A 22029-nucleotide genomic window follows, 5' to 3' on the forward strand; every position below is an offset into this window, starting at 1 on the left:
TCGTTCTATAGGAACTAGCCAGCGGGATGGATTGATTGCGCGTAGTGAAAATTAATATTTCATGCAAATCCGTACAAAAACCGCCTCCAAGGCGGTTTTTTTGTTCTAGCAGAATATCTCTTTCATAACCCACTTTTCAGATCTATCAAATTCATGTAAAGTATGGAAAAGACATCTAAGGAATAAGCGTTTTTGAATGGTAACTAACCTTTTAAACGAGAGGAGAATGATTGATGTATTCTTTATTAATCGTGGATGATGAAAGGTGGGTTCGTCAAGGATTAGTTACGACCATTGATTGGCAGGCAGAGGGCATTGAAGTGATAGGTGATGTGGAGGATGGTGAAGATGCTTTAACCTTCATTCACAATCACATACCGGATATCATCATCACAGATATCAAAATGCCGCGCATGGATGGTCTTGCTTTCATTGAAGCACTCAAAAACGCCAAGCTGCCCTCAAAAATCATTATTATCAGCGGATACAGCGAGTTTAGCTATGCGCAAAAAGCCATGCGTCTCGGAGCCGTTGATTATGTGCTCAAGCCGATCGAGGAAACACTTATGCTGGACGTTGTACGAAAGTGCATTGAGCAAATAAAACGTGAAAGAGAAGATCACGATGAATTCAAGATGATGTCAGAACGCGTTCGAGAAAGCTTACCGCTGGCCCATCAGCGTTATGTTGAAACGCTTCTTGCAAATGGAAGCGCTTCACAACAATTCTCGCAAGCGGTGTGGGATCGTCTCAATATTCCATTAGACCCCAATCAGATCAAGGTTATTATGATCAAGATTTATGATTGGGGGGTGCACGAGATAAACCCGAAGGAGCATTACTTGCTCCGCCATGCAGTTGGCAATCTCGTCAAAGAAACCGGGAAAAATGTGATGAATCTGATCGGTTGTCCTCTACATGACGACAAAGATTCAGATTTAGTGATACTAGCTTCCTCTAACTTGAAGGGTGAGCCTGGCCATGATCTGGGGTTTTGGGAGACGTTAGTTGACTCATGCTGGCGGTACTTGGGAATCGGTATCAACATTGGGATCAGCAAACAACGTCAGATCACAGACATTCACGCTTCTTTCCAAGAAGCCGTGCAGATTTCCGCCTACGCGTTCTACGAAGGATACGGGAAGGTTTATGACGCGGAAAGGATGGAGGTGCCTGAGTCCCATTTACTCCCCAAATATACGCAGCCAAATGGCTGGGTAACCAGGTTTGTACATGCTGTAAAGCTTAGCGATGATGCTGCGCTTCGTACTCTTATCGATGAACTGTTCGCACACTTGCTGATGCATAAACAGAAGTGTTCGCCGCATGTGTTGAGAAAGGGCTTAACCACCATTTTCAGTGAAGTTGAGATGAAATTAGAGATTAATTATGCTTCTGATTTGAAAGAGGTCAATAAGAGCTTTGTCCTTCCCTACTTTGCTTTGTCGGATTTAAAGGATGTGCTGCTTACGATCCTGCTTCAATTCCAGCCTGGCGATACGAACTCGGGTAATCGAAAAAGGTTTATCGAGCTGGCTGTTGACTATATGGAAAAGCATTATACTGAGCCGCTTACCATGAACCGAGTAGCTGAGCATTTGTTTTTGAACCCTTCTTATTTTAGCAAAATATTTCATGAAAAAACGGGTGAGACGTTCAGTAAATATTTAATTCGTCTACGGGTGAATAGAGCGAAGGAGCTTCTCAAAGACTCGACGCTGAAAATTTATGAGGTGGCGGAGCAGGTGGGCTATCAGGACTTCCGGCATTTTGTGAAGCTGTTTAAGGAGCAGGAGGGAATGACTCCAGCTCAGTATCGCGATATTGGCGTCTAAGGCCTAATTTGGAGGGGACATAAGCTTGAAGCTTCTTGCACATCTCAAATGGCGTTCGGTAGGCTATAAATTATTCATTTTATTTTTTGCTAGCATCACGATCTCCATCATGCTCATGGGGTATTTATCCTATCATAAAGCGAATGAGATTATCAGCTCCAAAGTCTCACAAGTAGCTTGGCAAACGGTCCAGCAAGCGAATAGGCGGCTAGAGCTGATTATGAACGAGTATGATAACAGGTCATTATTGATTTTTGGAAATAAGGAAATTCAGAGAGGCATTCTCGGTGAATACAGGGATAGCTACGATCAAAGCTACAACAATCAACAGATTGGCAAGTTTTTGTCCAACTTGGTGAATGTCAAAAATGATACGTTGAACATTTATATTTTGGGTGAGCGCAGCGCTTCCTATCGGTTCACGAACAATGGGTTTACGGAACTCCCGATGATTACCAAAGTGGAAGAAGAACAGGATTGGTACAAAGAGATAAAGGCTGCTAACGGTCAGGTGGTTTGGTATGGCATCCGTTCACCTTTGGTCAAATCAACGATTGTTCAAGACAATAAACCCGTCTTTGTGATGGGCCGTTCGCTCAAAAACTTCGATAATCTGAATCAAACACTTGGCGTGCTCATCATGGAGTTTAACCCGGAGCTGATCCAGCAATTCTTGTCCGAGCTTGACTTCCAAGCTCATGGTACTACGTATATTGTGAATGAAAACGACACGGTTGTTGCCGACTCGAACGGTTCACTGAGTATGCGGCCAGCAGGGTTGTATCTTCCGCCAACGCCAAGCGGATATTTAACAGACAAGGTCGATGGCAAAGATTTAATGGTGGTCTATGATCAATTGAAAATCAATGATTGGAAGCTTGTCGGTATGGCACCGATTCAAAATTTAGTCAGTGATTCAAGAAAAATCGCCTATTACACGGTCTATCTCGTCATTGGTTTTAGCGTTGTAGCTATCGCCTTAGCGTTCTTATTTGCCAAGCAAATGCATAAGCCGGTCAGAATGCTTTTGTGGTCCATGCGCAGGGCCAGAGAGGGCGATTTCGATGTGCAAATTACGGATGAGCGCAAGGATGAATTCGGCATGCTGTATCACAGCTTTAATACGATGGTGACGCGCATTAAGGATTTAATTGATGAAGTGTATATTCAAAAGCTGCTTAAAAAGGAAACGCAGTTAAAAATGATGGCCTCGCAGATTAACGCCCATTTTTTGTATAACACGTTGGATTCCATTCATTGGATCTCCCGCATTTACAAGGTCGATGAAATCAGTACGATGATTTTCGGTTTATCCAAATATCTCCGGGTCAGCTTAAGTGAAGGAAATGACTTTGTAACCGTCAAGGAAAGCGCTGAACTGCTGGAAAGTTATTTATCGATTCAAAAAGTAAGGTATCAGGATAAATTTACCGTGAATATGTACATAGATTCCGCCATGCTGGATCACAAAGTTCTGAAATTCGTCTTTCAGCCGCTTGTAGAGAATGCTATTTATCATGGACTTGAGAATAAGCGAGGCAAAGGCAGACTGGATATTAGCTGGAAAATGGATGGCCAAATTCTTAATTTTGAAGTTGAGGATGATGGCATCGGGATTCATGCGGATAAAATGGCGGAATTAACCGCCATGATGGCAAGCGATGAATGGGAGGGAGAACATAATTTTGCCTTGAGAAATATTCATTCGCAAATTCAGTTAACCTATGGCAAAGAGTATGGACTCTCTATTGAGAGTACGCCGGGTTCTGGTACGAAAGTGAAGCTAGTGCTTCCCCTTCGAATATGACGAAATGGATGAACGAACAAAAATAATACACTAAAAACAAAAGTTCCCACGTTTAAAGAAGGTCGTGAAAGCGATTACAATTAAGGTAAGCTCATAAGCGAGTGAGAAACTAAAAGGAGGATCAATATGAACAATAGAAAAAAACGTATCGATTGGCAAAGCAAGAAGTTGATTGCACTCCCACTCTCAGCAGCACTGGCAATGACTTTGGTAGCAGCCGGCTGCAGTTCAACGAACACCGCATCGAGCAGTCCAGACACCAAAGGAACAGAAGCAAAGAGCACAGACGCTAGCACGCCTAAAGCCGCTACTAGCTCAAACGCACCTGTAACGATTGATTTTTGGTTTCCGTGGGGCGGAGACTATCAGAAGGATTTTAAAGCAAATGTCGTAGACGTTTTTGAGAAGCAGCATCCTAATATAAAAGTGAAAATGACATTCGTGGAGACAACAGGCCAAACACAAGCCTCAGATAAATTGCTAACTGCCATTGCAGGTGGAAATCCACCGGACGTCGCTTTGTTCGACCGATTCTTGATCGGTTCCTGGGCGGCCAAAGGTTCATTGACAGACTTATCGGGCTATGTGAAAAGCAGCGGAATATCTCCAGATGATTATTATAAAGGGCTTTGGGCCGAAACGGTTTATAAAGATAAGGTGTACGCACTTCCATGGGGAACTGACAATCGCGGCATGTTTTATAACAAAACGTTGTTGAAAGAAGCGGGTCTTGACCCGAACAAGCCGCCTGCAACGATAGCAGAGTTAGACCAAATGGCAGAGAAGGTTTTCAAAAAAGGAAGTAATGGTAAATATTCACAAATTGGCTTTATTCCATGGATGAATCAAGGCTTCTTATATACACAAGCTTGGAACTGGGGCGGGAAGTGGGAAGATGCCAATCATAACTTGACGCCAAACGATCCGCAAAACGTTAAAGCGCTGGCATGGATGGCTGACTATGCTAAGAAGTTTGATATCGCTAACTTGACTAGTTTCTCTGACGCTATGGGTCAAACGGGTATGAATCCGTTCTGGACGGGTAAGGTTGGATTCGTATTTGATGGCAACTGGATTCTGAACGATTTGTCGAAATACAAGCTCAACTTCGATTGGGGCGTTGCTCCGATGCCGGCAGCAGAAGGCAGTAAATCGGTAACATGGGCAGGCGGTTGGTCCTATGTCATTCCGAAGGGCTCGAAACATGAGAAAGAGGCATGGGAATTCGTGAAATTCGTATCACACAAAGAAGGTACGCTGCTTTGGGCGAAACGTCCGAATGCGGGCTATGATATTACAGCAATGCCTAAAGTTAACGAGGAATTGAAGTTGTCCGATAACGCGAACTTAAAGGTATTTTTGGACTTAATGCCAGCAGCCTACACAAGACCGGTTTCCCCAGTAGGCGCTTTCTTGTGGAATGAAGCCCTCAGGGTGCAAGATTTGGCAATTCACGGCAAAGGTGATGCCAAAGCGCTGCTCGACGAAGTGAAGAAGAATGTGGATACCGAATTGGCTAAAGTAGGTAACTAGTTAAACACAATAAGAGGCAGGGCATTCTGCATTGCCCTGCCTCTTTTACATGAAAAGGAGGGGAACGGATTGAAATTGGCCGAGACTGAAACTTCCATGAATAAATTGTCAGCTTCCGCAAATCTCGTAAAGACGAAGAAAACACGTTTCGAAAGAAAGATTTCCTTATTCGGATTGATCTTCGCAATGCCTTGGATTATCGGTTTGCTTCTCTTTCACGCCTATCCGCTTATCATGTCAGCTTACTACAGCCTAACCACTTACAGCATTCTTGAACCCGGAGAATTCGTAGGTTTCGATAATTATGCAAATCTTTTTAAAGACCGGGTATTCTGGATCAGTATCTATAATACCTTGTACTATACGGTGATTTTCGTTCCGTTAAGCATTGTGTTTGGCGTCAGTCTGGCGCTGCTTCTAAATTTGAAAATACGCGGTCAAGGCTTTTACCGAACGCTGTTTTTCATTCCAAGCTTAGTACCTCCAGTCGCTACTACAATCATCTGGTTGTGGCTGCTCAACCCGCAATTCGGTCTTGTGAATTATTGGTTGGATAAAATCGGTATATCAGGCCCGCCATGGATTGGAAGTGAAGTCTGGTCTAAACCTTCCCTTATCCTGATGAGCTTATGGGGCACAGGGCAAGCGGTTGTTATTTATTTGGCAGGCTTGCAGGATATCCCCCAAGATTACTACGATGCCGCCAGCGTGGATGGAGCCAGTGCTTGGCAGCGGACCAAAACGATTACGTTACCGCTATTAACGCCTGTTATCTTCTTCAATTTAATTATGGGCACCATCGGCGCTTTACAAAATTTCGTTCTACCCTTTACGCTCACGAATGGTCAGGGGACGCCAGCTAATTCCATGATGTTCTATGTGATGTATTTGTATACGAACGGTTTCGGCTATTTGAAAATGGGTTATGCTTCCGCCATGGCCTGGATTCTGTTCTTGATTGTGGTCGGTTTAACGGCGCTGATCTTCGTGTCGCAGAAACGCTGGGTCCACTATCAAGGAAAAGAATAGGGAGGAGAGATCATTATGGGAAGCACCGAGCTTGGCACTGTTCGAAAAATATTTTCGCATCTTATGTTAATTATCGTTGGCGCCTTTTTCCTATCGCCATTTCTATGGATGGTATCTACTTCGCTCAAAGCAAATAACGAATTGTTCATGTGGCCTCCGGTATGGATTCCAAGTGTCCTGGAGTGGAGCAACTATCCGAAAGCGTTAGATTATATTCCTTTTTTCAAATACTTGAGTAACACTCTAACAATTGCAGGCCTTGCAACATTCGCGGTGCTGTTATCTTGCCCGCTTGTCGCTTACAGCTTGGCTAGGATTCCATGGAGGGGGGCGAAGCCGCTTTTTGCCGTGACACTCCTCGTCATGATGCTGCCTTATCAGGTCACGATGATTCCTATCTTTATTGCCTTCAAAAATTTCGGCTGGGTCGGGACCAGCATCCCGCTTTGGCTTCCTGCTTTTTTCGGCGCGCCATTCTTCATTTTCTTGCTACGACAATTTTTCATGGGTTTGCCCAAGGAACTGGAAGACGCTGCGCGCATTGACGGTGCTTCAGAAATGCGTATTTATTGGCAAATTATTCTTCCGCTGTGCCGACCTGCTTTGCTGACGATCGCGCTGTTCCAGTTCATGGGCAGCTGGACGGATTATCAGGGGCCGCTTATTTATTTGTCGGACGAAAGCCAATACACGTTGATGCTTGGTATGCAGGCATTCAAATCACAGCACGGGGCCGAGTGGCAGATGATGATGGCTACGCTGGTTATGATTACGCTGCCTATTATTTTGCTTTACTTTTTCGTGCAAAGGGCATTTATTCGAGGAATTACGTTCTCAGGTATTAAATAGGAGGCTGCAGTCCGATGAGCAAAATTCGTATTGGTATGATTGGAACGGGAGGAATCTCCCACGTACATGGCCGTCAGTTGCTGGAGTTAGAGGAAGTGGACATTGTTGCGCTTTCCGATACAAGCACAGAGAACAGAGAAAAGTTTGCTGCCAGGTTTGAGCTTGAGGCAGTCAAGCATTATACCGACTATAAAGCGATGTTGGATGAGACCGAATTGGATGCTGTCGTGATATGCTCTCCGCATACACTGCACTTCCAGCAAGCGACCGATGCGCTTAACAAAGGACTGCATGTTCTCATCGAGAAGCCGATGACTTGTTCCTCAGAGGAAGCAGAGCTTCTGATTGCAACGGCAGAGAAGGCTGGGAAAGTGATGCAGGTTTCCTACCAACGTCATTTCCAGCCGGAATTCCTGTTCATTCGCGATGCGATTGCAAGCGGCGAGATCGGGAAGCTGACGTCGATTACGGCATCGCTGTATCAGGAGTGGAAACAATTCACTACCGGCTTGTGGAGACAAGTGCCGGAGTTGTCTGGCGGCGGTATGTTGATGGACTCCGGCAGTCATATTATCGATGTGCTCCTATGGACGACGGGGCTTACACCGGCTGAAGTGAAGACGAACCTGCACACGCAAGGAGCACCTGTAGAAATTGATTCCTTTACCTCAATTCGGTTCGAGGAAGGCGCTGTGGCTGGATTAAGCATTATCGGTTTTGCGCCATGCTGGCATGAAACCTATGTGTTTTGCGGGGAAGACGGGGGTATTTTCTACGATAATGGTAAAATTACGATCCAGCGCTTCGGAGAAAAGCCAGTTGTTCCTGAGCTGCCTGAACCGACGACCAATCAGGATAAAAGCTTTATCGACGCCATTCTAGGGCGACACGAGGTTAAGGTCCCAGGTACTTTTGCCCTGAAGGTTGTCAAGTTTACCGAGATGATTTATCAATCTGGCGGTTATAAGCCCTATTAAGGGAAAGTTGACATAAGGAGAGAAGACGATGAAATTACAAATAGGAATGCGCATCCCGCCTAGAATCGGCGCGGAAGGGTTGGAGTTAACTGCCGCATGGGCCGCCCAAGCAGGCTTGGATGTCCTTGATGTCCCTCATTTGAATCCTGAGGTCAAACAAATATGTGAGGCAGCGGGAATTGGCATAGGTTCCGTGGATGCGGTCCAAATGGGTGCACTTTTAAGCAAAGAGGATATTCGGAGAGAGAACGCGGCTGAAGCAGTAAAGAAGCAAATTACGGAAGTGGCTGCTCTTGGTGCGAAGGTCATGTTCATGTGCCTCGTACCGGAAGATCACACGCAAACGCGTCAGGAGAGCTTCGCAGTATGGAAGGATACATTTCCGGAGATTGTCGGTCACGCTGAACGCCAAGGCGTCTACATAGCCATTGAGGGTTGGCCAGGTCCAGCGCCACATTACCCAACGATTGGCTGCACGCCGGAAATGTGGCGCGCGATGTTTGAAGCGCTCCCCTCCAAACATTTTGGCCTGAATTATGATCCGTCTCATATGGTGCGGCTCGGTATCGATTACTTACGTGCATTGACGGAATTCGGTGAAAGAATCAATCATTGCCATGGCAAAGATACCGAAATCCTGCATGACGAGTTATTCGAGTGCGGCATCTTGCCTGCAACCTTTGGCGCAAAATACGGCTTCTCCGAAGGATCTTGGCGGTACACGATACCTGGTCAAGGGGATGTTGAGTGGAGCAAGGTCGCTGTGCGATTAGACCGGCTGGGCTATCAGGGCGCAATTTCCATTGAACTGGAAGATCACCGCTTCTGGGGAACACTGGAGAAGGAACAAGAAGGTATCGTGAAAGCAGCAGCGCATTTAAGAAATTATTTTTAATGAATTAAATAGATGGTTCGAAAGCCTTATCTGATCAGCATTCTGCTGTTTGGATAAGGTTTTTTAGATTCAGGAAAATATATCCAAGGCGAGGTGAATATGATAAGATATTGTCGAATTAGTATCCTACTAAATTTGATGGAGATTTGCAGGGGGGAGCCAAATGCACGCACGTATCTGGAGTCAAGCTGCCAAACAACAGTCACAAGGAGGGAATTCAAGCAGGTCGAGTACACAGCAGAGTGTGTCGAATAATCCGTATGCTTCCCTTGTACAATTACAACGAACGATTGGAAATAAGGCTGTTCAGCAGATGGTCGTCGGTACGCCACTGATTCAAGCTATGAGATGGCCAGCTGCTAAGCAGCAATCCAAATTAATTAGCCAAATCGCGGGATATTGGGGCGAATTGGACGGAGCGGATGTTAAGGAGTTCTATGAATGGTGTACTTCGTCTTCACAATTCGAGAATATTCCAAAAGAACTTAGTCACTCGGAATGGAAAACGCTCAGGGATAAATGCTCAGGTGCACAGTTTGATGGGCAAGGTTTCGCGGAAGATGCCAGTGTGGAGAATATACGGGGGATTTTTACTTACCTTACTGCGAAGAAAGCGATTCCCTTCAAAAGTTACGATATGGGAACGTATGAACAAACGAATGAACTGTTAGCTGGTGATATCTCAAGTAAGCAAACCCAAGGAATCTTTGACCTCAATCGAATTATTGATTTGGACAAATCTCTCGCTTTTGATCTCGTAGAGGCAGACAAAGAACGGCATGCAGCGCTATGGGAGAAAGAGAACAATGCGGACCTCGAAAGAGAAAAATCATTGTCACTCAATCAAAGGATCAAGGCGGCTAAAGAAAACATACAGATAGCGCTAACCGCTTTGGTTCATGCGCATGAAATCAGAGTCGCTGAAGAGTTAGAAGCTGCCAAAAAGCAAGCGAAGATCGACGGTGCTATCCTAGCAGCAGAGCAGTCGTATGCCATTACCGGCAGCAGTCAATTGACACAAGCGATATGGACTAGCACGAAAGCGAATGCCGGAGCAACGGGTTATTTGGAGATCGGCGGATCGTATTCGGCTCAGGATTTGCAAACTGCTCATGATGAATGGCGTGCTTTTGGTCTCGCATATGACAGCTCGGTCGGCAAAGTCGATTATCTGGATAATATACATAGCCCAGGGACTGGAACCGCGCAGGATAAAACGGGCCATGCCAACTATGAAAGCCGCTCCTGCTCGAGGCAAGTCGATTTCATCTCCACGTGGGGTGGAAGCCGTACGGTCATGCATGTGGGTTTACAAGGTTATGAGAAGTAAGATTCGTGCTGAAAATAAACAAATGAAACCGCGCATAGCGCGGCTTTTTCTATAGATAGTTACTTCTCTACTACTTGTATGATACAATAAGTTTAGAAATTGACAGAAGTTGGCATGCTACATATAACAAACATGTTTTGAGGTGAAAGGATTTGAATGACAAAGTTGTGCTGCCGGTTTGGACGGTCGGCTTATTTATCGTTATCATGAATACGACGATGTTTAATGTTTCCATCCCTAGTATTATTGGAGATCTTCACATATCTGCGGATCTCGGAGCGTGGGTTATCTCCAGCTACTCCATCGGATATGCGTTATCCACGGTTATTTACAGCAGACTAACGGACATTGTGCCGATAAGAAGATTGCTGACGGTAGGACTGCTTGTGCTTGGCCTCTCTTCCGTATACGGGATTTTTGCACATAGCTTCAATGCTTTACTCACCGCTCGTATCCTTCAATCCGCAGGTGCTGGCGTAATGGCCGGACTTGGTCTGGTGCTGGCGAGCCGATATGTGCCACTGGAAAGACGCGGCTCTGCTATTGCCATGATTTCGGCAGGCAGCGCGATGGCATTTGGACTAGGCCCGATTATTGGTGGGCTTATCAGTGAATATTTTGGCTGGAACGGGCTGTTTGCGATCACTTGCCTCGTCTTGTTCATTCTGCCTGTGCTGCTTCGCTTACTTCCGAAAGAGGATCCTCAGCCTTTCCGTTTCGATCTGGTCGGTGCCACCTTAACCGTTATCAACGCGGCTACGGTGCTGTTAGCTGTGACGCAATTATCATGGATTTGGATCGGTGTTAGCGTTATATCCTTCTTGCTGCATGCTTGGCATATGAGGCGGGGGAAAGAAACGTTCATCAACCCAGATCTCTTGCGGAACCCTGATTTTCGTAAGCTGGTTGTCATTGGATTTTGTATTTTGATCTTAAATCTTGGGAACCTATTTCTGATGCCGCTAGTACTGGCAAACCTGTTTCATCGCTCAGCGATGGAAATCGGCTTGACGATTGCTCCTGGCGCCATTTTATCGGCTTTCTTGACTCGCTTCGTCGGGCGCTGGATTGATACATACGGGAATTTGCGCTTTATGCTGATCGGGCACATCGTGATTTCTGTTGTCATGCTTCTTTTTTACGCTATAGTAGGAGCTTCCTCCATCGTTGTGCTCGTTGGGTATATATTCTTCTCGCCTGCTTTTTCAGCAACGCTTTCCTCATTAAACAATGAGACTTCGCGTATTTTACCGAAAACGCTGATTGGATCCGGCATGGGACTGATGCAGTTAATTCAGTTTTGCGGTGGATCTATTTCAGTCGCTGTATGCGGTATTTTGCTCGAGGTCCTAAATCATACGAGCCTCGCACTGTCGTACCAGCACGTGTATGGTTTACTGCTGTTAATCGGCTTGGTTTCTATTGGGATGTTATTGTGGTATCAGTCTGCTGGTAAAAGAATACGCCAGACCGAAAATTGATTATTTACTTGTAAAATGAACGAAAGTCCACTATTATGGATATTGTAGGTCCATAAAGATATAGCATTTTAATCGCTGGAAGGTGTTACTCATGCAATTCTCCAAAAGCACAGGCTACGCCCTGCACGCCATCATTCATTTAGCCCGCGCCGAAAGAGGCCATCATGTAGGCATTAAGGAATTAGCTGCGCTTCTAGGGGTCTCCGAAAGCTATTTGTCCAAAATCATGTCGAAGCTGCGCCAGGATGGCATCGTGCGTGCAATGACAGGTGCGAGCGGAGGATACGAGCTAGCTAAATCAGCTAAGCTGATTACGTTTCTTGATGTCATTCAGGTTGTTGAGGGCCGACAGAAGATGTATGAATGCTTCAACCTGGATTCCCAGCAGCATCAGTTATTTTTTGAATCAGAAGCTCAGGGTTCAAATCACTCTGAACACCATGAAGGCAATGAGTGTGAGTGTTTGGTTAAAAAAGTGATGGATGGTGCTGAACAGCAAATGGTTCATTACTTACAGCAGCATACGATTCAAGGTGTGCTTGATTCAGCAGCGTCTAAAAGCACTAAATAAGCAGTAATCAAGGAGCTAATAGCTTCTTGCAGCTATATTATGGATATTAGAGATCCAGGAGGGTGATAAAAATGGAACCGTTTATGGATGTAGGGATTATTGGCGGCGGACCGGCAGGATTGAACGCAGCACTTGTGCTCGGGAGGGCTAGAAAAAACGTTGTTGTCATCGACGAAGGGCGGCCTCGTAATCGAGTAACCGGGGAGACGCATGGTTTTCTTACGCGGGACGGCGTTGCTCCAAGGGAGTTTCGACGCATTGCGAGAGAACAGATTCAAGTCTATCCGACAGTTCACTTCGTTGATGAGGCCGCATTAACGATAACAGGCGAGGATGGTAACTTTCAGATTACTACAGCACAAGGCACAGTTTATCGGGCGAGAAAGCTGCTATTTACAGTAGGCATGAAAGACCTTCCGGTCGATATTGACGGCTTGGCTGAGGTCTATGGCAAAAGTGCGTTTGTTTGCCCCTATTGCGATGGATGGGAGTTGCGCGACCAATCGCTCGTCATCCTTATAAAAGGGGCGAAGGCGCTGCACATGGCCAAAACGCTGGCAGGCTGGACCCATCAATATGTCATTTGCACCAACGGACCTGATGAATTGACGGAAGAACAACGTGAAGAACTTAAGCAGCATCGTGTGTCCGTGTATGAGTCACCAATTTTGCGTATTGAATCGGATAAGGGAATGGTGCAGCAATTGATATTGGAGGATGACACGATTGTTCCCTGCACAGGTATATTCTTTGCACCGAAGCTTGCCGCCGGATCGGATCTACCGCAAACATTGGGTTGTCAGATGACAGAAACAGGTGCCGTTGTTGTAGATGCTTTTGGTAAGACGAACGTGCCTGGTGTTTTTAGTGCTGGGGATGCAGCCTCGGAAATGTATCAAGCGATTGCAGCCGCATCATTTGGTGCATTAGCCGGCGTTGTGATTAATAGCGAGCTGCTCGCAGAAGCGTGGGAACATAAAGGTTAGATAATAGGAACATCACCAAATTCGATGTAAATAAAACCAGCTTCTCGGCAAATTCACGAGGAGCTGGTTTTTCTTAATTTAAACAAAGATCCTGTTAAACTTTCTAAGGAGCTCACCGAACTTTATCCGATCTTCCTCGGACCAATCTTGGAGCAGCTCCGCAACGCGTTCATAACGAGCCTGCTTGTCTGAAGCAAGCTCCGCGGCGCCGCTTTCTGTAATTTGCAGCGAGTAGGCACGGCCATCTTGAGGATCGGGAATCCGATAGACGTAGCCTTTTTGCTCCAGTGAAGCAGTCTGTCGGCTGATTGTCGAGATATCTAGCTGGAACTCCTCCGCTAAAGCTTTCACGCCAGACGACCCGTTTGAAGAAATCTGATGGAGCAATAGATAAGCGGAACGGTCCAAGGTGCCAATTTTTTTGTTCGTTGTTGCTGCAAGGAATCGACGCATAAGAATAGCGAGCTCGAGTTCAATCGTTTCTGCTGGATGATTGATCATTTCGGACATAGCGTACCTCGTCTTTTAATTAATCATAGTTAACCATCACTTTATCGTAACATACATGGCTTGTATTGAATATCCTTGTACAAACGGAACGAATTACAATTGAACTTTCCTGCATATAGTTGTATAATACAAATATATAGTTGCCATTATACAGCTAGAACCAACAGAAAGCAATTTATATGGGGGGATCGTCATGAAAGCAAAAGAGATCATGGTTCGTCAAGTTTACAAAGTGAAGGAAAACGACCCTGTTCGTGATGTGATTGAAAAATTTATTAAATACAGAATCAGTGGGCTTCCTGTCGTCAATGAGCGCAATGAAGTGGTTGCTTACATTAGCGATGGAGATATTATGCGTTATATCGGCAAACATGATGATCATGTATTCGGATCCTATATGTACACGGCTGTGATCAAAGGGGACGATGAAGAGTTTGATGAAAGGGTTCGCAATTTGCTCCCTATGTGTGTCATGAGAATCGCTCAAAAGAAAGTGATCTCCGTTGATGCAGAAGAAGATATCGAGCAAATCGCCGCAATCTTGGGTAAAAAACGAATTAAGAAACTGCCTGTGGTCCATCGAGGCGTGCTAGTTGGCATCATTAGCAGGGGAGACGTTATCCGCCATTCATTTCAATCCTTATTGTAAGCGATTACTAAAGCTGGAAAAACAAAAAAAGGATGTCCTAGCAGCCGCGAGAGGCTGGGGGCATCCTTTTTTACTGGTTTAGTACGCTAAAGCGAAAAGACCGTGAATATGCGACAAGTAGCGAATGTTACTTGCTTCTTTCATCAGGGAAGCTGGTAAGCCTTTCAGCTGTGTGCTGTTTCCGCCGATTGTGCCGATTCCGTCTTTGCGCCCTAAGCTGCCAAGTGTTCCGGAGAATACGGGTACGAATTTATCCATAGCGCCGCCCTTGATCTGAACGGACAGATTGTAACCAACTGTTTCGCCCATCTGCCAAGCAAGTTGTGCAGTAGGAGGGTAAGGTCTTTCACTTCCTTCAGGGAATACCACCGCGCAGTCGCCTGCAAGGAAGATATCGGAGTGAGAAGTGGATTGAAGTGTTGAAGTTACAGTCGCACGACCGCGATCTTCTGCGATTCCGCAGCTGCCGACAACCGGATTGCCTTTCACGCCGCCAGTCCAAATAATCGTGTTGGACTCGATTGTTTGTCCATTTTTGAGCGATACGGTGTTCTTGGTAGCTTCCGTAATTGCAACGCCAGTTAAGAAAGTAACTCCGCGCTTCTCAAGGCTTGTCACCGCGCGCTCGATCAGTACTTTAGGGAATACTGGAAGGATGGCAGGGCCAGCTTCTACGCAATAGATGGCGACATCGCTGAAATCGATGCCTTTGCTGTGGCAAATTTCAGGCAGCTTATCTGCGAATTCGCCTACGAGTTCTACGCCTGTTAGACCGCCGCCGCCAACTACGATCGTTGCGTCAGCTTTGTTGCCGGATGCTTTGTAAGCATCCAGACGAGCTTCGACATGCTCGCGGATACGGTTAGCATCAGAAGCGGATTTAAGAACCATGCTGTTCTCTTCCAGTCCTGGAATGCCGAAATAGTTCGTTTCGCTGCCTAGAGCAACGACTAGCGCATCGTAAGTATGTACTGCGCCACTACTTGTAACGACTTTTTTATCTTCTGGTTTAATTTCTTTAATAGTATCAACCACGATGTTGACTTGTTTGTCGCCTAGCAGTTTTTGCAATGGTAGTGCAACAGCTTGCTCTTTAATTGTTCCGCCTGCAAGACGGTGCAATTCTGTGATAATTTGGTGAGTTGGGAAGCGGTTGATGATTGTTATGTTCGCTTCTGAAGCTGTCAGATGTTTACGTGCTGTCAATGCGGTTAATAGGCCGCCATAACCGCCGCCAAGAATAAGTATTTGTTTAGCCATCGTTATCATCCCTAGTCCGTATTAATTTTTACGTTCAGAAAGTACGTTCAAGAATGCTTGTGCAAAACGAAGTGTTTTCTGCACTTCAGGATCCTTCAGCATTTTTAGTATTCCGAAGAGACCGATTGTTGATCCTGCTTCAGCCTGTGAGCGCTCGCCAGCTTCAATTGCCGCGGATGCAATGTCTTTTGCCTTTTCTTGTACGGGTTTAACAAACTCACCAATACCTTGGGCAAAATCGTTGATCAATACTTTGTCCGTTGCTACACTTTGTGCAAAATCATAGGCTTTGGTTAACACAGTCACCATTTCTGCCAGTTTAGGCAGATTATCGACCAGAACAGTCAAAGATTGTTGCACCTCAGGCTTTAGCAATTGGTCGAGTACGTCTAACGATTTTGGTTCCGCAGCAGCTGTTGCTGCCACTTCTTGAACAGCAGATGTCTGTGACATATGAAAATCCTCCTTTGCGATGAAAAAAATCGGGTACTGTCACAATGTGTACGGGTGAAACAGATGTTTCCCAGATGGTTGTAACATTTTTCACATAAGAAAATGTGTAGCAACATCGCACAATTGGATATAAACCGTATTTACATATTGTACACCTAATGGACACAAAATTATAATTGAAAATATTTCAAATTCGTGAACATTGGATGAAAATGGCGTTTATACCCACTAGACGGAAACGGTGAGAATGATTATCATTGAACATGGAACAGTTAAGGATTGAAAGGAAGTTCAACTAACTATGATCAAAGATCATCTATGGAACCAAATGGGGGACATCAGCTTTAGTCTGTGCCAACTGCTGCGTAAACGATACCCAGCAAGCAAACATATAAGACGCAGGTTCATTTCGCGCTATCATCTTGTACAGATCCAGGAAGGCCGAGGTGTTTTATATATTAATGGGACGAAATATGAGGCAGTCCCTGGCTCGTTATTCATCCTACATCCGAAGAGTTTAGTGGAAGCAGTTGTAGACGAGAAGAAGTCCATTCAATTTATCATGCAATCTTTTACATACAAATGGAAAAATGCTACAGGCGCAGAGATATTTGCCGAGGAGGGTTTAGTAGCTTTAAACGACTCAGCGACTGTTATGCGCGGATTTGAACAGCTCCATGAGCTAGGGGGCGCGTCAGGCCCATTACTGCCGTGGAAGCGGCAATTAGTTTTTCAAGAGCTGCTGTTCACGATCATTGCCGATCAACAAGCGGACAAGCAGCAGGGTGGCACTCGGTTTGCCATTGAGAAGGCCAAAGACTTCATGGAGACCTATTACCACGAGGATATTTCGCTTAGCACGTTGGCACAGCGCCATGGCATCAGCCCGAGCAATTTTGCTGGGATTTTCAAAAAGCATATCGGTGTACGACCGATCGAGTATTTGACTCGTCTGCGAATGGAACATGCGAAAACGTGGTTAAGATCGCAGCATAACCTCAAAACGGTTGCTTCTAAAGTAGGATTTCGTGATGAGCTCTATTTTAGTCGGACATTTAAGAAAGTTGTAGGCGTCTCACCAACGATCTATATGAAGAATCATGTCGATGCCAAAATCATGACGGTGTTTCCGTTGTTAAATGACTATTTGCTAACACTCGACCTTAAGCCCTTCGCAACGCTATCGTATGCAGGGAACGATCAAATCCGCGGGCTGCTGCCGCATATCGCTGATGATCTCATGGAGACTAAGATTGTCGGCCGCTGGGATCGTCCCGATCGAGAATCTGTCCTGCGTGCTGATCCTGAGCTAATTCTTGGTGTCAATTGGGAGAGCTTGAGCGCAGACACCTATCGAAATGTCGCTCCGACCATCACGCTCTTCAATAAGGATGATTGGCGAGACACTTTGCATGAATTAGCAAGCCTTTTCGGCAAAAAGGAACAATATGCCGCATGGCTGAAGCGTTATGAGCATAAAGCGGCAGAAGCCAGAACACGCCTAGGCGCAGTTATTGGTCAAGGACAAACGGTTATGGTGCTTGTTGATGCAGGCAATGAATGGCGAGTATATGGGGGGAAACGGCAGCTTGGAGATATTTTGTACAAGGATTTGAAGCTGGCTCCACCTTTAGGCGTAAAGCCGCATAGCCATTACACAGTGATTGCTGAGGCGGACTTGGAACGAATGAATCCTAACCACATTTTCCTGACAACATGCAACTCCAATTCCGATGCTCGATTAACCAAACAATTAAAGGAAAGCCCAACATGGGAAGCTCTGCGTGCTGTCCAAAACGGCCGATTGATTGAGGTGCCAAGCTGGTTCAATAGTCATGCTCCAATACAGCATAGCTTAGCTATAGATCTGGCGGTTAATTCTCTGCTGTCGCCCTAGTCATACGAGGGGATTGAATTTTGTCCATATGCTTGAAAGATTATATCCATTGAACGGAGGGGTTGTTTCGCTTACGATTACCTTAATGATAATGATTATCAATTTCATGATTTAGAGGTGGTCTGTAATGAAACAGCCGTATATAAGAGAAGAGGCAGGTCCAGGTGCTGTTGCTTTGACGGTTCGTTCGCGGCGAACGATAAGGGCTTTTACGGATGAGCCAGTCTCCGAAGAGCTGGTGATGGCGTTGCTCAATGATGCGGTTTGGGCTCCAAATCACGGTCTCCGGGAGCCATGGAGATTTCTATTTGTGCCAACGGAGCGGAAGGAAGCGTTCATTGAGCACTTGATGCCTGGGTTTGCTGTAGACCAGCATGAGAAAATGCGAAAGTATCTTCATGCGCAAGGGTCAGCTTTCTTGATTGTCATTATGCCAGAGGATCCACGCCCGAAACAATGGGAAGAAGATATCATGGCGTCAGCGGCGCTAATCCAAAATTTCCAGCTGCTGGCTTGGGAACGCAAACTTGGTGTCGTTTGGAAAACGAATGACCATAACTGGAATCCAGCCGTTAGGGACCTATTAGGCGTGCAGCCAGGTGAGAAAATTACGGGCATGCTGCATCTTGGATTTTTCGAGGAAGATCACATCCCTGATCCCAAAAAACCGCGTACGTCGGCTGAACAGAAAACGCAAATATTTGGAATGACAGCAAGAGAGGGCAGTGTTAAATGATGAAAAGAATAATACGCAAATCCACGCCAATATTGGTGCTAATGCTTACTACTGCCCTGCTTATGACTGCATGCGGCAAATCACAATCAACGACATCAAGCAATCCTGCTGTTACTCCTGCACAAGAATCTGCAAAATCTCGTACGATTAAGCACTTTGCAGGTGAGACAGTGATAACTGGCAAGCCTCAAAAAATAGCCGCTCTTAACCCATGGCTGATTGATCTCATGCTGGCCCTTGGCGTGAAGCCGAGCTCCGCCGTTCAAGCTGGACCGGAAACGAAAGAATTTTCGTGGTACTTGAAGGATAAAATGACGGGCGTAACGAATCTCGGTTGGCAATCGGAAACGAATTTCGAGTCGATATTATCAGCTGCTCCTGATCTCATTCTCGCTAACGATGGGATGGGGAAAGGATTCGAGCAATTAAGCAAAATTGCGCCGACTGTTGTTTTGAAACCAGAGGAAACAGACGGAGCCAAGGATTGGCGTAAAACGATCACGGTCTTGGCCGGGGTTCTTGAAAAAGACGAAGAAGCGAAGAAGGCGATTGCCGCTTATGATGATAAAGCGAAGCAAGCCAAAGAGAAAATTGCATCCGTCATCGGTAACGAGACCGTGATGTTTCTGCGGGTAACTTCAAAGGAGCTTCGCTATTACGGTGCAAAGAATTATGATATTCTGTACAAGGATCTTGGACTGAAAGCACCGCCGTTATTCCCGGATAATAAGGCAACATTCGCCCCTCTGTCCATGGAAAAGCTGCCTGAGATCAATCCTGGTCATATTCTTATTCTGAGCGAAAGCAATGAGAAGCTGGATGAACTGAAGAAAACAGCCCTATGGAGTCAGTTAAGAGCTGTACAGAAAAACCAAGTTCATTCCGTCGACTACGACTTATGGTTCCAGGGCTTCGGACCAACGGCCTATTCACTTATGATTGATGAAACTGTGAAAATGCTAACAACGAAACAATAAGCAAATACATGACTATAAACGACATTCGGTCTTATGGATCGGATGTCGTTTTTTGCTGATCTCGGGAAGGATTCTTTAGGGAAAATATTGAAATACTAAAAAGGTACGCCATCGTGTAGGAATGGCAAAGGCTTGTTTATAGCGCTTATCGGGGAAGGAGACATACGATCTTGAATGTTTTTATCATAATTCTCATCTTATTGACTCTTATTGGTGTATCGAATGTCATGAACCGTTTTGTTCCATTCATTCCAGTACCCCTGATCCAAATTGCCTTGGGAGCCGTTCTGGTGATCGTACCGCTAGGTATTCACTTGGAACTAGAGCCGGAATTATTCTTCCTGTTGTTCATTGCCCCATTGTTGTATCACGATGGCAAGCATACGCCGCGAGATGAGCTGTGGAAATTGCGCGCACCGATCTTGCTTCTTGCGGTGGGTCTCGTTTTAATAACGGTGTGTGTCGTCGGATATGTTGTCCATTGGTTGATTCCTTCCATCCCTCTGGCGGCGGCATTCGCGTTAGCGGCTATTCTCTCGCCTACGGATGCCGTATCCGTTAGTTCCTTAGCCGGTCGCATTCACCTGCCAAGAAGCTTAATGCGGCTCCTTGAAGGGGAGGCCTTGATGAACGATGCGTCTGGCCTTGTCGCCTTCAAGTTCGCCATTGCCGCTGCGGTCACTGGTGTGTTTTCGCTACCGAAAGCAAGCCTAAGCTTTCTCGTCATCTCAATTGGGGGCCTAGTGGTTGGAGCGTTAGTCGCCTTCTTCATTATCGGCATCCGTCAGCTGCTGCGCCGGGCAGGGCTTGAGGATGAGACGATGCATATGCTGCTGCAAATATTGACACCATTTATGCTCTATTTGATTGCCGAGGAGTTAGGCGTATCGGGCATTTTGGCGGCGGTAGCAGGTGGACTGGTACATGCAATCGAGAATGAGCGTTTGGCTTTTACGATGCCGACTCTCCGAACTGTCTCTAATTCAACATGGTCTGTCATTTTGTTTGTACTCAATGGCTTGGTCTTTATTCTTCTGGGGCTGCAAATTCCGGGTGTTTCCAGGACGATTCTCAAAGATCCTAATTTCGATAATTTCAAAGTGATTGGCTATGCCATCGTCATATTCGTCTTGCTCCTGCTCCTGCGTTTTGTTTGGACGCTTATCTTCGCTAGAGGAGGGCGCTGGTTCGGGAACAAGAATCAAGAGGTTCCAAGCCTGCGTATTCTGACGTTAACGGCGATTTCGGGTGTGCGTGGAGCGATAACACTGGCAGGTGCTTTCTCCATTCCGCTTATCCTGCAAAATGGGGATCCGTTTCCGCAAAGGGATCTTATTATTTTCCTTGCTTCCTCCATCATTTTGTTCTCCATTCTGACCGCTAGCATCGTTCTGCCATTGCTTGCAAAGAAGAAGAGTACAGCGGGGGATGCCGAAAAGGAAAGAATGGAGCGAGAGTGGCAGTTGGAGGTTATGGCTGCTGCGGTTCGGGCCCTAGAGAATACTAGCAACGAGAAGAACGAGGTCGCCGTAGATACCGTGATTGGCGATTATAAATTGATGATGCAGCAGCTGGGCCAAAAAGACGGTAAATTGAAACGTCTGCCGCGATTTCAACAGGAAGAAGCTGAGATGCGACTACTGGCACTGGATATTGAACGCAAGTATGTGAATGATCGTCTAGAAACCGGACAAGTGAGCCGTGAACAGGCTGATTATTATTTAAACATGCTGGAACAAGTAGAACTTATTCTGGCAAATAAGCTTGATCTAGGCAAAGTACTCGTTAAGAACATCTGGCGCCGCTTGAAGCTTCTCATTACTTTCATCGCGCAACCTCGTCTTGCTTCGAATATTGTTGAGCCTGATATGGCAGAGCTTCGTTCACTAAAAATGGCATGCAGCCAAGCTGTCGTCGAGGAGTTCTCCAAACGCTGCGCCGTCCAAAGCGATGAAGCAACAGAGGGCGTGCTGGACTATTACCAGCAAATGGTCGACAGACTGCGCAGATTCGCGTTCGGGTCACGGCGCAAAGATTCATCTTTCATCGATAGCAGGCGTGAGCTGCACTGGATCGCTATACAGGCGGAACGCGATGCTGTCCAATGGTTCTATGAGCGTGGAGACATCACGCGTGATATGGCCTCTTTGCTGCGACGAATCATTCGCAACAGGGAAGCATCGCTCTATGAACTTGAGGAGATTGGCTAAATTCATCGATTTTATTTTTACTTTTTGAATGAAAATAGGTTATT

General features: G+C 45.9%; 19 protein-coding genes. 16 read left to right on the forward strand and 3 right to left on the reverse strand.

Features of this window, described 5'->3' with window-relative positions; all coding sequences use genetic code 11:
• Window positions 1-233: 233 nt before the first annotated feature.
• The 11 genes from AC58UW_RS22695 (at window position 234) to AC58UW_RS22745 (ending at window position 13293) form a co-directional block, all read left to right on the forward strand.
• Window positions 234-1835, forward strand: coding sequence for a response regulator transcription factor (locus AC58UW_RS22695; protein WP_497422875.1), 1602 nt, complete (start codon window positions 234-236; stop codon window positions 1833-1835).
• Between the two features lie 25 nt (window positions 1836-1860).
• Window positions 1861-3642, forward strand: a complete 1782-nt coding sequence (locus AC58UW_RS22700; RefSeq protein WP_497422876.1) for a cache domain-containing sensor histidine kinase — start codon at window positions 1861-1863, stop codon at window positions 3640-3642.
• Between the two features lie 126 nt (window positions 3643-3768).
• Entirely contained in the window at window positions 3769-5175 is a 1407-nt protein-coding gene (locus AC58UW_RS22705) for an ABC transporter substrate-binding protein (protein WP_497422877.1), read from the forward strand.
• Window positions 5176-5244: 69 nt separating this feature from the next.
• On the forward strand, window positions 5245-6204 hold the full coding sequence (locus AC58UW_RS22710) for a carbohydrate ABC transporter permease (RefSeq protein WP_497422878.1): 960 nt from the start codon (window positions 5245-5247) through the stop codon (window positions 6202-6204).
• Window positions 6205-6219: 15 nt separating this feature from the next.
• Window positions 6220-7053 carry a carbohydrate ABC transporter permease gene (locus tag AC58UW_RS22715; RefSeq protein ID WP_497422879.1) on the forward strand — a complete coding sequence of 278 codons (834 nt, stop codon included), beginning with the start codon at window positions 6220-6222 and terminating at the stop codon, window positions 7051-7053.
• Window positions 7054-7067: 14 nt separating this feature from the next.
• Window positions 7068-8030 (forward strand): Gfo/Idh/MocA family protein, encoded by a 963-nt coding sequence (locus tag AC58UW_RS22720; protein WP_497422880.1) that lies wholly within the window; start codon window positions 7068-7070, stop codon window positions 8028-8030.
• A gap of 28 nt (window positions 8031-8058) precedes the next feature.
• Window positions 8059-8925: a sugar phosphate isomerase/epimerase family protein gene (locus AC58UW_RS22725; RefSeq protein WP_497422881.1), complete on the forward strand. Its 867-nt coding sequence runs from the start codon at window positions 8059-8061 to the stop codon at window positions 8923-8925.
• Window positions 8926-9088: 163 nt separating this feature from the next.
• Window positions 9089-10255 carry a hypothetical protein gene (locus AC58UW_RS22730; protein ID WP_497422882.1) on the forward strand — a complete coding sequence of 389 codons (1167 nt, stop codon included), beginning with the start codon at window positions 9089-9091 and terminating at the stop codon, window positions 10253-10255.
• A 152-nt stretch (window positions 10256-10407) separates the two neighbouring features.
• Window positions 10408-11736, forward strand: coding sequence for an MFS transporter (locus AC58UW_RS22735; protein ID WP_497422883.1), 1329 nt, complete (start codon window positions 10408-10410; stop codon window positions 11734-11736).
• Between the two features lie 91 nt (window positions 11737-11827).
• Window positions 11828-12307, forward strand: coding sequence for an RrF2 family transcriptional regulator (locus AC58UW_RS22740; protein ID WP_497422884.1), 480 nt, complete (start codon window positions 11828-11830; stop codon window positions 12305-12307).
• Window positions 12308-12378: 71 nt separating this feature from the next.
• On the forward strand, window positions 12379-13293 hold the full coding sequence (locus tag AC58UW_RS22745) for an NAD(P)/FAD-dependent oxidoreductase (RefSeq protein ID WP_497422885.1): 915 nt from the start codon (window positions 12379-12381) through the stop codon (window positions 13291-13293).
• A gap of 78 nt (window positions 13294-13371) precedes the next feature.
• Here the strand turns inward: AC58UW_RS22745 and AC58UW_RS22750 are convergent, their stop codons facing one another.
• Window positions 13372-13803 carry a MarR family winged helix-turn-helix transcriptional regulator gene (locus AC58UW_RS22750; RefSeq protein WP_497422886.1) on the reverse strand — a complete coding sequence of 144 codons (432 nt, stop codon included), beginning with the start codon at window positions 13801-13803 and terminating at the stop codon, window positions 13372-13374.
• A 193-nt stretch (window positions 13804-13996) separates the two neighbouring features.
• Between AC58UW_RS22750 and AC58UW_RS22755 the strand changes: the two genes are divergently transcribed.
• Window positions 13997-14452: a CBS domain-containing protein gene (locus AC58UW_RS22755; RefSeq protein WP_497422887.1), complete on the forward strand. Its 456-nt coding sequence runs from the start codon at window positions 13997-13999 to the stop codon at window positions 14450-14452.
• A 78-nt stretch (window positions 14453-14530) separates the two neighbouring features.
• On the opposite strand, the gene AC58UW_RS22760 is transcribed toward AC58UW_RS22755, so the two are convergent.
• Both AC58UW_RS22760 and AC58UW_RS22765 read right to left on the reverse strand, forming a co-directional pair.
• A complete protein-coding gene (locus AC58UW_RS22760; RefSeq protein ID WP_497422888.1) occupies window positions 14531-15712 on the reverse strand; it encodes an NAD(P)/FAD-dependent oxidoreductase in 1182 nt (393 codons plus the stop codon).
• Between the two features lie 21 nt (window positions 15713-15733).
• Window positions 15734-16165 (reverse strand): helical membrane plugin domain-containing protein, encoded by a 432-nt coding sequence (locus AC58UW_RS22765; protein ID WP_145654728.1) that lies wholly within the window; start codon window positions 16163-16165, stop codon window positions 15734-15736.
• 301 nt (window positions 16166-16466) lie between these two features.
• On the opposite strand from AC58UW_RS22765, the gene AC58UW_RS22770 reads away from it, so the two are divergent.
• The 4 genes from AC58UW_RS22770 (at window position 16467) to AC58UW_RS22785 (ending at window position 21985) form a co-directional block, all read left to right on the forward strand.
• On the forward strand, window positions 16467-18062 hold the full coding sequence (locus AC58UW_RS22770; protein ID WP_497422889.1) for an AraC family transcriptional regulator: 1596 nt from the start codon (window positions 16467-16469) through the stop codon (window positions 18060-18062).
• A gap of 127 nt (window positions 18063-18189) precedes the next feature.
• On the forward strand, window positions 18190-18798 hold the full coding sequence (locus tag AC58UW_RS22775; RefSeq protein ID WP_497422890.1) for a nitroreductase family protein: 609 nt from the start codon (window positions 18190-18192) through the stop codon (window positions 18796-18798).
• Window positions 18795-19775 (forward strand): ABC transporter substrate-binding protein, encoded by a 981-nt coding sequence (locus AC58UW_RS22780; RefSeq protein WP_497422891.1) that lies wholly within the window; start codon window positions 18795-18797, stop codon window positions 19773-19775. The genes AC58UW_RS22775 and AC58UW_RS22780 overlap by 4 nt, the downstream gene beginning before the upstream one ends.
• Window positions 19776-19945: 170 nt before the next feature.
• On the forward strand, window positions 19946-21985 hold the full coding sequence (locus AC58UW_RS22785; RefSeq protein ID WP_497422892.1) for a Na+/H+ antiporter: 2040 nt from the start codon (window positions 19946-19948) through the stop codon (window positions 21983-21985).
• The last annotated feature ends 44 nt before the right edge of the window (window positions 21986-22029 follow it).

The organism is Paenibacillus sp. J22R160 (assembly GCF_059692135.1).

What these genes read in the sequence shown, in the direction of transcription:
- AC58UW_RS22695 (WP_497422875.1), top strand. Translation starts at nt 234, where the DNA reads ATGTATTCTTTATTAATCGTGGATGATGAAAGGTGGGTTCGTCAAGGA.
- AC58UW_RS22705 (WP_497422877.1), top strand. Translation starts at nt 3,769, where the DNA reads ATGAACAATAGAAAAAAACGTATCGATTGGCAAAGCAAGAAGTTGATT.
- AC58UW_RS22715 (WP_497422879.1), top strand. Translation starts at nt 6,220, where the DNA reads ATGGGAAGCACCGAGCTTGGCACTGTTCGAAAAATATTTTCGCATCTT.
- AC58UW_RS22720 (WP_497422880.1), top strand. Translation starts at nt 7,068, where the DNA reads ATGAGCAAAATTCGTATTGGTATGATTGGAACGGGAGGAATCTCCCAC.
- AC58UW_RS22725 (WP_497422881.1), top strand. Translation starts at nt 8,059, where the DNA reads ATGAAATTACAAATAGGAATGCGCATCCCGCCTAGAATCGGCGCGGAA.
- AC58UW_RS22730 (WP_497422882.1), top strand. Translation starts at nt 9,089, where the DNA reads ATGCACGCACGTATCTGGAGTCAAGCTGCCAAACAACAGTCACAAGGA.
- AC58UW_RS22740 (WP_497422884.1), top strand. Translation starts at nt 11,828, where the DNA reads ATGCAATTCTCCAAAAGCACAGGCTACGCCCTGCACGCCATCATTCAT.
- AC58UW_RS22745 (WP_497422885.1), top strand. Translation starts at nt 12,379, where the DNA reads ATGGAACCGTTTATGGATGTAGGGATTATTGGCGGCGGACCGGCAGGA.
- AC58UW_RS22750 (WP_497422886.1), bottom strand. Translation starts at nt 13,803, where the DNA reads ATGTCCGAAATGATCAATCATCCAGCAGAAACGATTGAACTCGAGCTC.
- AC58UW_RS22755 (WP_497422887.1), top strand. Translation starts at nt 13,997, where the DNA reads ATGAAAGCAAAAGAGATCATGGTTCGTCAAGTTTACAAAGTGAAGGAA.
- AC58UW_RS22760 (WP_497422888.1), bottom strand. Translation starts at nt 15,712, where the DNA reads ATGGCTAAACAAATACTTATTCTTGGCGGCGGTTATGGCGGCCTATTA.
- AC58UW_RS22765 (WP_145654728.1), bottom strand. Translation starts at nt 16,165, where the DNA reads ATGTCACAGACATCTGCTGTTCAAGAAGTGGCAGCAACAGCTGCTGCG.
- AC58UW_RS22770 (WP_497422889.1), top strand. Translation starts at nt 16,467, where the DNA reads ATGATCAAAGATCATCTATGGAACCAAATGGGGGACATCAGCTTTAGT.
- AC58UW_RS22775 (WP_497422890.1), top strand. Translation starts at nt 18,190, where the DNA reads ATGAAACAGCCGTATATAAGAGAAGAGGCAGGTCCAGGTGCTGTTGCT.
- AC58UW_RS22780 (WP_497422891.1), top strand. Translation starts at nt 18,795, where the DNA reads ATGATGAAAAGAATAATACGCAAATCCACGCCAATATTGGTGCTAATG.